The organism is Brevibacterium sp. SIMBA_078 (assembly GCF_046534565.1).
In the GTDB taxonomy this organism is placed as follows: domain Bacteria; phylum Actinomycetota; class Actinomycetes; order Actinomycetales; family Brevibacteriaceae; genus Brevibacterium.
Genome location: NZ_JAWRYQ010000003.1, coordinates 359,933 through 373,488, shown reverse-complemented (window position 1 = coordinate 373,488; position 13,556 = coordinate 359,933). Strand labels below are relative to the sequence as shown.

General features: G+C 62.3%; 12 protein-coding genes and 1 tRNA gene. 7 read left to right on the top strand and 6 right to left on the bottom strand.

Annotated elements, in window-relative coordinates; translation table 11 throughout:
- Window positions 1–66: 66 nt before the first annotated feature.
- Together tmk and SB749_RS13555 are read left to right on the top strand one after the other, a co-directional pair.
- Entirely contained in the window at window positions 67–2,997 is a 2,931-nt protein-coding gene (gene tmk, locus SB749_RS13560; protein ID WP_410710980.1) for a dTMP kinase, read from the top strand.
- Between the two features lies 1 nt (window position 2,998).
- Entirely contained in the window at window positions 2,999–4,156 is a 1,158-nt protein-coding gene (locus SB749_RS13555) for a DNA polymerase III subunit delta' (RefSeq protein WP_062244797.1), read from the top strand.
- 55 nt (window positions 4,157–4,211) lie between these two features.
- On the opposite strand, the gene SB749_RS13550 is transcribed toward SB749_RS13555, so the two are convergent.
- Window positions 4,212–5,330, bottom strand: a complete 1,119-nt coding sequence (locus SB749_RS13550) for a M20/M25/M40 family metallo-hydrolase (protein WP_410710758.1) — start codon at window positions 5,328–5,330, stop codon at window positions 4,212–4,214.
- 208 nt (window positions 5,331–5,538) lie between these two features.
- Between SB749_RS13550 and SB749_RS13545 the strand changes: the two genes are divergently transcribed.
- Window positions 5,539–5,611 (top strand) — tRNA-Thr (locus SB749_RS13545).
- Window positions 5,612–5,825: 214 nt separating this feature from the next.
- Here the strand turns inward: SB749_RS13545 and SB749_RS13540 are convergent.
- Window positions 5,826–5,972 carry a hypothetical protein gene (locus SB749_RS13540; RefSeq protein ID WP_410710757.1) on the bottom strand — a complete coding sequence of 49 codons (147 nt, stop codon included), beginning with the start codon at window positions 5,970–5,972 and terminating at the stop codon, window positions 5,826–5,828.
- A 198-nt stretch (window positions 5,973–6,170) separates the two neighbouring features.
- Between SB749_RS13540 and SB749_RS13535 the strand changes: the two genes are divergently transcribed.
- The 3 genes from SB749_RS13535 (at window position 6,171) to SB749_RS13525 (ending at window position 8,171) form a co-directional block, all read left to right on the top strand.
- Window positions 6,171–6,560, top strand: a complete 390-nt coding sequence (locus SB749_RS13535; RefSeq protein WP_410710756.1) for a helix-turn-helix domain-containing protein — start codon at window positions 6,171–6,173, stop codon at window positions 6,558–6,560.
- A 542-nt stretch (window positions 6,561–7,102) separates the two neighbouring features.
- A complete protein-coding gene (locus SB749_RS13530; protein WP_410710755.1) occupies window positions 7,103–7,456 on the top strand; it encodes a helix-turn-helix domain-containing protein in 354 nt (117 codons plus the stop codon).
- A gap of 55 nt (window positions 7,457–7,511) precedes the next feature.
- Complete coding sequence (locus SB749_RS13525; protein WP_410710754.1) at window positions 7,512–8,171, top strand: TIGR02391 family protein; 660 nt, start codon at window positions 7,512–7,514, stop codon at window positions 8,169–8,171.
- Between the two features lie 131 nt (window positions 8,172–8,302).
- Here SB749_RS13525 and SB749_RS13520 read toward each other — a convergent pair whose 3' ends face one another.
- From SB749_RS13520 to SB749_RS13505, 4 genes are read right to left on the bottom strand one after another with little or no spacing between them, the layout of a single operon-like run.
- Window positions 8,303–9,448, bottom strand: a complete 1,146-nt coding sequence (locus SB749_RS13520; protein ID WP_410710753.1) for an NAD(P)/FAD-dependent oxidoreductase — start codon at window positions 9,446–9,448, stop codon at window positions 8,303–8,305.
- On the bottom strand, window positions 9,445–10,881 hold the full coding sequence (locus tag SB749_RS13515; protein ID WP_410710752.1) for a sodium:solute symporter family protein: 1,437 nt from the start codon (window positions 10,879–10,881) through the stop codon (window positions 9,445–9,447). The genes SB749_RS13520 and SB749_RS13515 overlap by 4 nt, the downstream gene beginning before the upstream one ends.
- On the bottom strand, window positions 10,878–12,029 hold the full coding sequence (gene solA, locus SB749_RS13510) for an N-methyl-L-tryptophan oxidase (RefSeq protein ID WP_410710751.1): 1,152 nt from the start codon (window positions 12,027–12,029) through the stop codon (window positions 10,878–10,880). The genes SB749_RS13515 and solA overlap by 4 nt, the downstream gene beginning before the upstream one ends.
- Window positions 12,016–12,726, bottom strand: a complete 711-nt coding sequence (locus tag SB749_RS13505; protein ID WP_410710750.1) for a GntR family transcriptional regulator — start codon at window positions 12,724–12,726, stop codon at window positions 12,016–12,018. Before SB749_RS13505 ends, solA begins: the two co-directional genes overlap by 14 nt.
- Window positions 12,727–12,985: 259 nt before the next feature.
- Between SB749_RS13505 and SB749_RS13500 the strand changes: the two genes are divergently transcribed.
- On the top strand, window positions 12,986–13,555 hold the full coding sequence (locus SB749_RS13500) for a cupin domain-containing protein (RefSeq protein ID WP_410710749.1): 570 nt from the start codon (window positions 12,986–12,988) through the stop codon (window positions 13,553–13,555).
- Window position 13,556 lies beyond the last annotated feature (1 nt).

Sequence of the window (13,556 nt, the reverse complement as noted above, 5' to 3'; positions counted from 1 at the left end):
TTGTCGCAGATCGCACTCGTTTCCAAGAGATATGTCAGTTCGGACAGATAGTGTAGGGCTGTGAGCATGTTGACGACTACAGGACACCGACTGCCCGGAGCCCCCGGCCGCCTGGTCACCGAGACCGCAGCCTGGGGTGCCCTGATCGTTTTAGTCGCGATCAGCTATGTCGTGGCAGGAACCAGCGGACTCGTCGCGACGGTGGGCGGACGCGCCTTCACCGCCATGGGAGAGTCTCTCAGCGCCGGAGGATTCGACAACCAGATGGGCAGTCTGTCGCTGCTCATCGTCTTCGCCCTCTCCTGCGCCGGTCTCTTCATCCCCGCAAAGGTCTTCGCTTCCCGCCCGCCGGCGGTGCGCAAGACCGCTCTGAGCATCTCTGCGATCATCGAAGCCGCCATCCTAGTCGTCCTCAGCCTTGCGCCCAGCGCCTGGTTGACCTGGGTCGCGGCCCTGTTCCTCGGCGCAGTGGTGGGTCTGCTCACGAGCATCAACCCCTTCAGACACGAGAAGCCGTGGCGCCGTGTCGGCATTCCCGCAGCCGTTCTCGTATTCGTCTCCTGCGCCTTCCAGATCCTCGGCGGATCCGCCGCAGGAACCCAAGCGCTCGGCTGGGTGTCTCTGCTGGTGGGAATCGGCATGGCTGCCGGTTCCGTCATCATCTTCCTCACCCCCGAACGCGCCCTGCACGCGGAGTCCGCGACGACCGGACAGTTCCCCGAACTCAAGGCCCGGGTCGCCCGTCCCGCAGAGTCGATTGCGAACCCGTGGGTGTGCATCGGCCTCTTCGCCATCCTCGGCGCCACCTTCATGCTCGCCCAGCCCACGGCGATCGGCCACGGCTATGGTCAGGCCGGGTTCGCGGTCATCATCGCCTGCTGCCTCGTCGGATGGGCCATCGGATTCGAGATGGGACCGACCTTCGCCCCCGGCATGTCCCGTCCGCGCGTGTCTACGTTCGCTCTGCTCGTCTCCGGTGTGCTGCTGCTGGCCACCGGCGGAATCAACGAACTCTCCGGCAAGGTCGTTCTCTCCGCTGCGATCGCATTCCTCGTCGGCATCGGTGTGCGCGCTCAGCCCTATGACTTCTCCCGCCGCTACGGTGCCGTCGCCGGTGCCGGACTGGCCCTGGTGATCAACGCCCTCGACCTCGGCGGCACGGTCGAGGTCGGCTCGAGCCCCGACTGGGTGCTCGCCCCCAGCGACGTGGCGTTCCTCATCTTCGGCATCTCCGCCCTCATCGCCGGAGTCATCGGACTCTTCACCTTCGATCCGCACCGATTGCAGGGCCTGTCCGTCGACATCGTCCACGGATTCCGCCCGCCCACCCAGCCAGAGGCTGCGGCAGGCGGACTCGGAAACTCGGCCGAGCGCCTCGGCGCCGGATTCTTCATCGCCATCGAAGGCGGAGACGGTTCCGGCAAGACCACACAGATCAAACGCATCTCCGCGGCTCTGGCCGATGACGGCTATCACGTGGAGGCCACCCGCGAACCCGGCGGCACCGAACTGGGCACGAAGATCCGCTCCGTCCTCTTCGACTCCGACCCGCCGAGCCCGCGCACCGAAGCCCTGCTCTTCGCCGCCGACCGTGCCCACCATGTGGCGTCCCTGGTCGACCCCAGCCTCGATGCCGGAAACATCGTCATCACCGACCGGTACATCGATTCGACGATCGCCTACCAGGCAGCGGGTCGCAGCTTCGACGAGAAGACGATCCTCGCACTGAGCCGCTGGGCCACACAGGGGCTCGTGCCCAACCTGACGATCGTCCTCGACATCGAACCCGAGGTCGCCGCCGAGCGGATGGGCAAACGTGGCGACAGCAACTACCTCGACGAGGAGAACCAGCAGTTCCACCAGCGAGTGCGCCAGACCTACCTGTCCCGTGCGCACAAGGAACTCGACCGCTACGTCGTCCTCGATGCGTCGGTCGACGCCGATGAGCTGACCGAGCAGATCCTCGCGGCCATCCGCGCTCGGCTTCCGCAGACCCTGGTCAAACGCGACACCGGCACCGAGGCGGCCCCCGCCGCAACGTCGAATGCCGAGCCCGACAGCGGCCCGGAACGCAGCTCCGTGCCGATCGCTGCCGTGGCCGCCGGAAGCGTGGCGGACGACGGTGCGGTCGAGTCGGACGACGAGAAGGACGTATTGCCCTCTGCTGACGGCTCCGCAGAAGTGGTCGGTGCCCCTGAGACCGAGGACGACTCTGTCGACAGCCGCAATACGGCAGACGGCTCCGCCGAGGACGACACCGACGCGGACGACACAGACGAACGCGATACGAGCGGCGAAGACGAGATGCACGAACGCGGACCGCGCTTCGTCCCGGCCTCCAGCGATCGGTTCGTTCCCTCTGCGATCACCGACGCCGAGGCCGAGATCTCCGGTGCAGTTCCCACCGAACGCGTCGACCTCGGGGCCGATCTGCGGGAGGATCCGGCCGCCTCGGCGAATGTGGAACGCTCCGCCGCTTCCGCATCCCCGGCATCCGCGGATGAGAATGCGGACCGGGATTCGGAAGGCGACGAGGAGGAACTTCCGTCCTTCTTGGAACCGAAGAGCTCGCATCGTTCAGATGAGGCCCCGAACCGTTCCGACGAGGACGCGGCGACCACGGTGCTGCCGGCCAGCGGGACCGCCTCGGAGGCGCTCGTCGACGACAGCGATGATGCCGATGGTGTGCCGACGGACCGAATCGTCGCAGATGAAGACGCGGAAACCCGGATCGTCAACCGTGTCGATGCCGAAGATGCCGAAACCCGCGTCGTCCACCGGGCCGATTCGAGTACCGAAGCCGGTGAGGATGACGCAGTCGATGACTCGGTCGATGCCGGGGACGCAGAGACCACGGTGCTGCCGGTCCGCACCGCCCGCGAGATGAGCCGTGAACGGCTGCAGGCTCAAGCCGAGATCGAACGGCAGGCTCGGGAACGTCTGCGCAGGCAGCGCGAACGCAGCACCCGTCGCTTCACCAACCCGGAGGATTCCTGAAGTGAGCGTCTTCGACGAACTCGTCGGGCAAGATGACGTCATCACCCAGCTCGGCTATGCCCTGGACAACCCGGCGGCGATGACCCACGCGTGGCTGTTCACCGGACCGCCCGGGTCGGGGCGGTCGAACGCGGCGCGCGCCTTCGCCGCCGCGCTCATCTCCGGGGGCACTGAATCGAATGACGTGACCGCCCGAGTGCTGTCGGGTCATCACGAGTCCCTGACGATCATGTCGACGCAGAAATCGGTCATATCGATCGAAGAGGTCCGTGAACTCGTGTCCAAGGCACAGGCGTCGCCCGTGAACTCGAAATGGCGCGTCGTCATCATCGAAGATGCCGACCGGATGATGGAACGCACAGCGAACGTGCTGCTCAAAGCCATCGAAGAGCCGCCTCCGGGAACCGTGTGGCTGCTGTGCGCGCCGAGTCCGATCGATGTGCTCACCACCATCCGGTCGCGGTGTCGTCCTGTGCGACTGCGCATCCCCTCTCGGGATGCCGTGGCACAGCTGCTGATGCAGCGCGACAACGTCTCGGAAGATCGCGCACACTGGGCTGCCGCAGTGGCCCAGAACCACATCGGGCGCGCGAAATACCTCGCACTCAACGAATCGGCTGATGCCGAACGTAAACAGATTCTCGCGATCCCCGGCAAACTCACCTCCGTGGGGGCGACGATCCGTTTGGCCGGCCGCATCGTCGACAACGCTGCCGAAACCGCGAAGTCACGAGTCGAAGAGCGCAACGCCGCCGAGCGGACTCAGCTGCTGACCACCTTGGGTGTCGAAGGGGAGAAGACGATTCCGCCGTCGGCCAGAGCGCAGATCAGGAAGCTCGAGGAGGAGCAGAAGCGCCGCTCGGTGCGGGCCCGCAACGATGAGCTCGACCGGATCTTCCTCGAACTCATGAGCCTCTACCGCGACATCCTCATGTACCAGCTGGGGATCCGTGACGGGTGGATCAACGCCGGCGAAGTCGATCTCATCGCCGAACAGGCGAACCGGGATGGTCCCGACACCACGCTGCTGCGCATCGACGCCATCACCGAGGCCCGGCAGCGTCTGCAGACGAACATGTCGCCGGTGCTCATCGTCGAAGCAGCCTTCGTGCTGCTGTCGAACCCCTGGCTGCAGGAAGACCGCACCGGCGCGATCTGAGTTCCGGGGCCCTGAATCGACGGCGTCGAGAAGCGCCGGGGGAGTAGTCGGCCCCTCAGCTCTCGCTGAGGAGCTCTGTGACGAGTGCCGCGGTGAGTTCGATGCGGCGGGGAATCCAGATCTGCAGGGCATGTTCGGTGCGGGCGTGGGAGCCTCCACCGACGGTGCCGAGACCGTCAAGGGTCGGAGTGCCGACTCCGGCGGTGAAGTTGCCGTCAGACCCTCCGCCGACGGCGACGGACCGCAGCGGGGGATGCCCAAGTCGTCCGGCCAGCCGTTGGGCGCGGGCGTAGAGGCCCATCGCCATGTCCTCTTCGAGCGGAGCACGGTTGATTCCGCCCTTGAGTTCGATCTTCGCACCAGCCACGGTGGGCGTCAGGGCGCGCAGAGCATCGTCGATGCGCACCTGTTCATCCGCCGAGGCGGCTCTGGAGTCGATGCCGACGACGGCTTTGGCCGGCACGGTGTTCGTTGTCGATCCGCTGGTCATCACGGTCGGGACGACAGAGGTTCCGGCCGAGGGTTTGTGCAGGCCAGCGATCTCGACGACCTGGTTGGCCACCTCGATGGTGGCGTTGATGCCCTTCTCCGGTTCGACTCCGGCATGCGATGCCAGGCCGGTGACTTCGAGCTGGTAGATCGCCACTCCCTTGCGAGCGATCTTGACGGCGCCGTCGGCGGCGCCGCTTTCGAACACGAGAGCGGCTTTCGCCCCGCGTGCTTCGTCTTCGATGATCTGTCGGGAACCCGGGGAGCCGAGTTCTTCATCGGCGGTGATGAGGAGGCTGACACCATCGAGGTGGCCGAGTTCGGAGCGGACCTTTGCCAACGCGTAGATGGCGATGAGCAGTCCGCCCTTCATATCATCGGCACCGGGTCCGCGGACCACTCCGTCCTTGACCGAATACGGAAAGTCAGCGAGCGTGCCGATGGGCCAGACGGTGTCGTGGTGGCCGATGAGCACGACCTTGCGCGGGCCGGCGCCGAAGCGCCACAGCACATGCGGGTGGCCGTCGGTCTCGATGATCTGAGGTGCGGCACCGAGCATTCCGGTGCCGATGCGCGAGACGAGTCTGGCGCTGCGGGCCAAGGAAGAGAGGTCGTTGGAGAACGACTCGCATTCGATGAGCGCCTGGAAATCACTCATGAAGTCGTCGGAGTCGAACTCTGCCATGGATGTCTCACCCTCGTGTCTGTGCCAACTGTCCTTTCAAGGTTAGCGGGTGCGTGACTGTTGCTGTGCGGCACCCGTTCGACGGCGGGCCAGACGCCCGGATGTCGCCCATCAGTAAGAGGGTGACGAAGCTCTCTGTCTTCACCGCCCAGTAGGGTGATCGCCGTTTTGACCGCTGGCAGAGAAGTTGGCTAAAGTTGGTTCGGTTGCCGCCTTAGCTCAGTCGGCAGAGCGATTCACTCGTAATGAATAGGTCGCGGGTTCGATTCCCGCAGGCGGCTCGGCAACAGCCCCTCTGATCAGCACAAATGATGATCAGAGGGGCTTTTTGTTTGGTTCAGCTGAGAGACACCTCGGGTTATAGGCCAAAATGTGTGTACAGCAGCGGCGTGTCCTACCCGTCGTTCTCACCGCGACCGGCCTCCCCAGCCTTTCTGGATGCCGTTACCGTCCTCGACACTGAACCCGGTCCCATACAACCGTTTCGTCTCTTCCCTATCCTGTCTCGGGCTTGATCACGACCGGCCGCTGACGGTCGAGTGCCCAGGCGTCTGCGGTGACGAAGGTCCACGGGTTCTTTGGTGCCTCGGTCCGCAGATACAACAGCCAATCGACCCCACGTCGGGCATGATCGATCGACAAGCCTCGATGGGCACGGAGGAAGTCCTTGATCGCCTTGTTCGGGACCAGATCGACCCTAGCCTCTGCACTGGATTGGCTGCACCAACTGGGTGCAGCCTTGCCTACAAGATTACACGATGCACTGCGATTTCACCAGTTTCAAAGTGCGGTACTGTGATTGCAGCAGTATCGACTTCCTCGTAGATCAGGAGACGCGCCGTGGCCGACACCTCGCCGACCGATACCTTCGCTCGACGCCTCCGCGAGGAGCGCGCCCGAGCGGACGTCAGCCAGACGGCGCTGGCCAAGCGGATCTCGGAGATACTCGGCTATTCCGTCGATGGGACTGCCGTCACGCGCATCGAACGGTCTCAACGGGCCGTCCGCCTTGATGAAGCCGTTGCTGCGGCTGAGGCCCTCGACGTGCCGCTCATGACCCTGCTGACCGCCACGAGTAGCGTCGACCGCAGGATCCGCGCGCTCCGGCGCGACCTCGAGCTGCAGGAGCAGCGAGCGAAGGCGGCAGAGTCGGAATTTCAGCAGGCGCAGTCCGCGATGGCTCATATCCAAAAGGAGATCGAGGGACTTGAGGCTTCCCTGGAGAACTGACCGCCGGATCGTATGCTCGCGAGCCGCGGCCCGGCGGCCAGGCTCTCCATGGTCGGCGCTGAGTGCCGGGCTGGACGCTCGTGGAAGGGCGGCAGGCGGTGGCGGTGCGAGCTCCGGTCACACAGGATGTGTGACTGCGAATTGCTTGGTAAACCAGACGAAAACAACCCCGGTCACACAGTCACACACCCTTTCGACCTCTTGCGCGTATGCGCGGGGGATCTATATGTATATATCCCCGCGCACGTGCGCGCATACTTCTTTCGAGGGGTATGTATGTGACTGGTCGTGAGTGAGCATGCAGTGATGTTGGTTTATGAGGCGAAATGCCGGTCACACACCTAGTCACACACACCATCACGCACCCAGTCACACGGGAATCCGCGTGTGACTGAGGCGAGCCCCCAACCATCCGCCTTCCTCCCGCGACTCCGGCCTGGCGGCGAGCCGCCGCCCGTAGGGCGGGGCCGCGAACCTCCCGCCTGTCCCCACGTCCACGGCAGTCCTCCCGCAGCCGTTGCCTTCGAGCCGATCCTGTGTCCGTGCCCCGCCATACAGTTGATGCCATAGCCGACTTCCCGCCCACGTCCCGCGCCTTCGCCGACGCCGTCCACCACTACCGCCAGCTGCGCGACCTCAGCCTCGACGAGCTCGCCTACGTCCTCTTCCAGCTCGGCCACGGGCTGACGACCGCGGACCTGCGCCGCATCGAGCACTGGGAGCGGGCCGCCACCGTCGACAACCTCATCGCCATCGCGGCGGCCCTCGGCGTACGCCCGGCGATCCTGCTCAGTCTGCGGATCATGAGTCGAGTCTCTCGCATGCATCTGCCAGGGAGCGGCAGATGCGGAGACTGCCGTGGCACGGACCTGCTGGCGGTATTCGGCAGTCAATGACAACATTGGAAATATGGCATCGCTCCCGTCTCGCTTCCGTACTTTCGGTACCACGATGGTCACCATCGTCCACCGCCCCGGTACCGAAGACGAGCAGCGATTTGACGTGGAGGCTCACATCCAGGCAAAGACCGGGTTCTTTGCTGTAGACACGCCGATATATGAAGGCGATGTCGTGGAGTTCCCGGACCCACGCGGCGGCACAGCTCGTAAGGTCGCGGCGGCTGTCGACGTCAACAATCCCACGGGGCCATCATTCCGCGGCATGGAGCACATCCACGTGACCTGGGGCGCTGCACCGCCGAGCCGAATAGCAGCTGTACGCCGACTGTCGATCGAGAACCTTCATGAGGACATCATCGGCTCATCGAGCGAACTGTTCGCCGACGGGCACTACGAAGCCGCCGTGAGCGAGGCATTCAAGTCGATCGAAGTCCGCGTGCGGGAGCTCACGGAGTCCACGCAGTCTGGCGTCAAGTTGATGGGTGAGGTGTTCGGCGGCTCGAACCCGCGGGTTTCTGTGTCCACCGCATCTGGTCAGAGCGGAAAGGACGAGCAAGAGGGGTTCGCAGCGCTCTTCCGTGGGGCGATGCTCGGAGTTCGGAATCCAAGGGCGCACGACCTGTTCCGGCCCCGGGACCCTCAACAAGCGTTGGAATACCTCGGATTCGCCAGCCTGCTTCATCGCCAGCTCGACGGCGCGACTGCGAAGTAGCGGCTCTCTCGCAGAGCGAGGTCTGAACGCCCGTCCGTACCGGAGCTTGGTCAAGTTTCGGCATAACGACTGACTTCGATTAGTGCGTGCCCGGGCGCTGATGCGATGCCCGGGCACGGCGATCCGCGGTCCTACTGTCGGCCGATGAAGGTAGAGGGTGTAGCGCTTACTACCCCGTCCGCGAATCGGCTTGGTCGGAACGCTTTGAGCAGCGGTGAGCTGTCTCCTCGAACTTCATCAGCAACGAGCCGTCCTAGTAGGGGAGCCATGGTCATTCCGCTGTGGGTGACAAGCGAGTAAGCCCGGTGGTGATCGTCGAGGTATCCGACGATGCTCAGCCCGTCTTCCGGGAAGCTGCGTCCGCTGAAAATGACGCGGTCCACTGGGATGTGCGTGCCAAAGAGCGATTGAAGCTCGGTCTCCATGACGGCCCGGACCTCGTTGTGCAGTCCCGGGCTCTCTCCTTCTTCGGTACGAGCTTCCACGGAAGGAATCTGGACGAACATGCTACCGTCGCGACGCGGACGAACGTTGATCTTGTCGGAAATGATGATCCGGTTGAGGTTCACGTCTGTGGGAGCAGTGACACCGAGCAGGCTGTGTGTCCGTGGTCCGGGCTGAGACAAATCTGCCACTGGTAGCAGGAGACCCGATCGATCTGCGATGGCTCCGGAGTCTGCGCCGGCTGCGATGATCACTTGGTCGAAGTCCCGTGTGCCTCCGTCAGCGAATTCCACTGTCGCCGTGTCTGAGTCGGTTCTTACGTGGACAACTTCTGCAACTTCCGGAACGACGGCGGCCTCTTCGAGGAAGCCCTCAATGAGGCTGCCGAACGCTTCGTTGTCCAAGTGAGCTTCGAGAGGAAAGTACAAGCCTGAGTCCGTCGGCCAGCTCACAGTGGGTTCAAGCTGGCGTAGGCGGCCAGAGTCGATTCGTTCGACCGGGTAGTCAAGCTCCGCCGATTCAGTGAATCGCTCGTCATATCCGGTCGCTTTGTCTGGTGAGCTGTCGAACATGATGCACCCGTGCTGGTGGAACCACGTTCCGTGACTGGCGAATCGTTTCTGGAACTCCTCGTGAGCCGCGATACCGGCACGGTTGAGCCGGTGGTATTCGGCGGGGAGTTTGTGGTTGGCGTTGATCCAGGCGAATGAGCGACTGCTTGCTTGTGCGTATGGTCCTGTCTTGTCGACGATCGTGACGTCGTGTCCGTCGTCGACGAGGTTGAATGCGGTGGTGAGTCCGAGGACTCCTGCACCGATGACGAGTATCTTCATGAAAGGGCTCCTTCTTTTTCGGAGAGTGCTCGGGCTTGCGGTTTCTTCACGGCAAGCATGATGAGGTAGGCGATGAGGCTCGCGATGATGCCGAAGATTGCGTAGGGAATGGTGGTTCCTGCGATGTGGGCGATTGCGCACACGACGAGACCGGCCGCCATAGAGACATATCCGACTGATACGTCGAGTTTCCATTTGTTGGTCAAAATCATGCCGAGGAGGAACGGCACGGCCAGCATCGAGGCCGAGTAGGCGTACGTTGCGACGAGCCAGTTGAGCGCGGTGGGGAAGACGATGGCAAGGACTGCAGCGATTGCGGAGACTGCGACGGTGCACCACCGAGACATCGCAACGAGGTCGGAAGATGTGTCCTTGTTCTTGACGAACGCTGGCCTGAGATCATTGACCAAGTTGACCACGACAGAGTGCAGTGCCGACCCGGTAGTTGAGACGATCGTGGCCATGAGGAACGCACCGTAGATTGCGATGAGCCAGACTGGCAATTGGGCGAGGAACCACCCTGCTGCCTGTTCGCGGCCGTCGACGCCGAACTGGTCGGTCATGCTGCGCACCGAGACTCCGACGATAAGTGCATAGATTCCGGATATGCCGATCAGAATGCTGCTGAGATAGAGGCCCTGTCGGGCCTGTTTGACGTTGCTGGCAGCGAAGATGCGCTGGTAGTAGAGCTGATTGGTCAGCGTTCCTGGGAGAATGGAGAACAGCCACAGCAGGATCGTCAGTCCACCTGCGGCAGTGAGCCCGGTAGGCATCGTGGTCAGCTCGGCCGGGAGGTTCTTCACGATCGTCGACGGTCCGCCGGCGTTGATGATCGCGTATGCGCCGACGACGATCGATGCGATGACCATGAAGACGCCGAAGAAGAAGTCGGACCAGGCGACTGATGTCAGTCCGCCGGGGAGGACGAATGCGATGGAGACCACGGCCATGATGATGATCAGTGGCGTGATCCCGATGCCCGTCACCGCGTTGAAGAGGTTGGCGAAGGCGATGAACTGCGTGGCCAACCAGCCGAACGGAACGACGATGACGGCCAGCGCGACCATAGAGAGCATGAGCCGGTGCTCACCATAGAGTTTCGTGAAGACTTCGGGAATGGTCGAGAACGTTCGGCGGCGCAGCCATCCAGCGAAGATCGCAATGACGAGAAGGCCGACGATGACGAAGATTTCGTACCAGAACACCGACAGACCCCATGCGTAGGCGATGCCGACGTGGGCGACGAGTACGCCGCCGCCGACTGCGGTGGCGTATTGGGTGAAGGCGATGACGTAGAGCGGGAGGTTACGGCCGCCGACGACCCAGGAGTCATTGGATTTGGCTCGTTTACCTACATAGAACGAGATGAGCGCCCCGATCCCGATGACGATGGCAGCAGTGACTGAGATGAGTACTGTGGTGCCGATGTTCATGACGAGCTCCGATCAAAGCGCTGAGAGTCCATGATGGCGATCGCATCTGATGAGGTGCCCGTTTCAACGAAGTCGCTGACGATGGAGCCCATCATCGGTGAGAATTTGAATCCTTGACCAGACATGCCCACAGCTAGAACGATGCGGGAGTCGGCGCTCGAGGGACCGACGATCGGTGCACCGTCGACGGTGAATCCTTCTGTCCATGTGGACACCCGGTAGGGAATGGGGTCGACTCCTGGCATGAGGCGGGCCACGGCGTGTTCGGTTGATTGGACGACTTCGTTTTCAATGAATCGGGGGAGGTCATCGACCGAGTCAAGTGTTTTCCAGGCGAGGTGGTGGGGAAGAATTTTGATTCCGAGTCCGTCGAGGGCAGGGAAGCAGGAGAATCCGCCTTCTGGATGTCGACGGATGGAGATCGGCATGTGTTCTGGCGTGTGCAATGGGACGTCTTTGGCTGGGAACCACATGGCGACCAAGCGCAATGCTTCGACGGTGCTGGAGTCGAACTCGGTCAGTTCGTTCACCCACGGGCCGGTGGAGACGACGATCTTGTCGAACGCGTGAGCGCCATCGGCGGTGTCGACCATGACCGAGTGGCTCAGTGATCGGATGTTGAGCACTCGGGTATAGGGCTTGAAGTTGGCCCCGAGTCGCTCGGCTTCCTTGCGTGCAGCCAGTACAGCAGCTTCTGGTCGAAACACTCCGGCAACCGGATCGAAGACGCCGACTTCGTCGCTGTCGAGCCCGAACTGCGGGTACCGCTTCGCCATCTCCGTTTGCGAGAGCACTTCGTGGTCGAGGTCCGCGGCCTGAGCACAGTCGATGACGGCGGCAACGTCTTCGATGTCGGGATGGCCGATCATGAGACCTTCGCACATGGTGAGTACGGAGGTGTTCTGATTCGACTGTAGCTCCTGCCACTTGTCGAAGGACTTCCTCAGGATGGGCACATACTCCGGGCCCTCTTTATAGATGGTCCGAAAGATTCGCGACTCGCCAGCCGATGCGCCTCGGTCGTTCGGGGAGTTCCACTGGTCGAATACGGTGACGTCGTATCCGCGTGTGGCGAGTTGCCATGCGGTCATCGTTCCGATGATGCCGGCTCCGACGACGGCGATTTTCTCGGGGTTAGCTGTTGTCAATTTGACTGACCTCCAGAGTCATATTTCGGGGGTGGATGTAGAACTCGGCGACCTCGATGATGGAGTCATCGGCCAAGTGAGTGGTGCGCTGTTGGCAGACGACTGGTTCCGAGGAAGAAATTTCGAGGTGGCTGGCATCGAACGTCTCCAGGAGAGCTGCTCTGAGGACGGTGTTTGCCCGTCTGATCCCAAGGCCGAGTGAGTTGTAATAGGCGATCGTGGTCAGGTGCTCCAGGTTCTGCGAGAGGACTTCTGGCGCACGGCTGAGATTGATGCAGCACCGTTCGAGAGCCAGTGGTTGACCATCAGCGCTGTACTTCATCCTCGTCAGCGCAGCAGTTGGTTGCCCTTTTGGGAACACGTTCCGGCTGAGTGGAAATGATTCGGCTGAGGAGACTTCGACGCTGACGACTTTATGGTCGCCGTCGACTTCAGGGCTGGTCAGCGAAGGATCCATCATCCGGAGCAGGTTGGTGCGCAGGCCAGTTGAAGCGACGATCGTTCCTGATCCGCGTTTGCGAGAGACGAGGCCGGCTTCCGCCAACGCGTTCATTGCCTTCTGCACGGGGTTGCGACTGACGCCGAAACGCTCCATGAGTTCCTTCTCCGTGGGGAGTTTTTGCCCCACGTCGAAGAGCCCTCTGTGGATGTCTGCTTCGATGCTCTCGCGGATCTCAAGGTGCTTCGCCGTCGCCATACTGTGATGCTAGACACATGGATAAGAGATTGCAATAATATAAAGGTAATTACTTTTGAACCACCCGATCTATGGTGGCTCGGGAATGGTCCTCTGGGGAACGAACTTGGACGCGTCTGGGGTCGAGCTGAGCGCGATCTTTTGTGCCTGACTTAGGATCGAGCGATCGAGTTCGCCTTGGTCCGCAAGCATCATCAGCGAGACGGGAGTCGACTCAACCTGATTGACTTCAGAGTAAAAATAATTGTACTTTGAGTAAATGAGATCTGAGCCACAGAATGAGAATCTTCTCGGAGAACGCTTACGGAAGCGCCGTTTGGCTCTGCAGCTGACCCTCAAGGAAGTCGCAGAGGAAGCCGGCATCACGACGGGATACCTATCCCAGCTTGAGCGCGGCATTGCGATGGGAAGCGTGGCGACCTTACAAAACGTCTGCGGCGTGATTCGACTCAACGTCGGCGACCTGTTCAACGAACCGAATGTTGAAGGCAGCCCTGTCCTTCGGTTCGCCGATGCCGCGCGCAAGAGATTCGGCAATGAAGCGTCGAAGGTCAAGATTTCTCCGTCGCACTTCGATCATCTTGAAGTGCTCGTGGGGCACTTCGAGCCCGGTGGGGACACCGGAGTCGAACCCTACACTCACGGGGCGTCCGAGGAGATCCTTCTAGTCATCGAGGGTGAGGTCGAAGTCACCGTCGACGGCACGACCAACCGATTGGCCGCATTGGATTCGCTTCACTACAAGAGCGATCAACCCCACCGGGTGGCCGAAGCCACCGGCACCGCAGCCGCACGCGTCGTGTGGATGATGGCTCCTCCGACGTACTGAA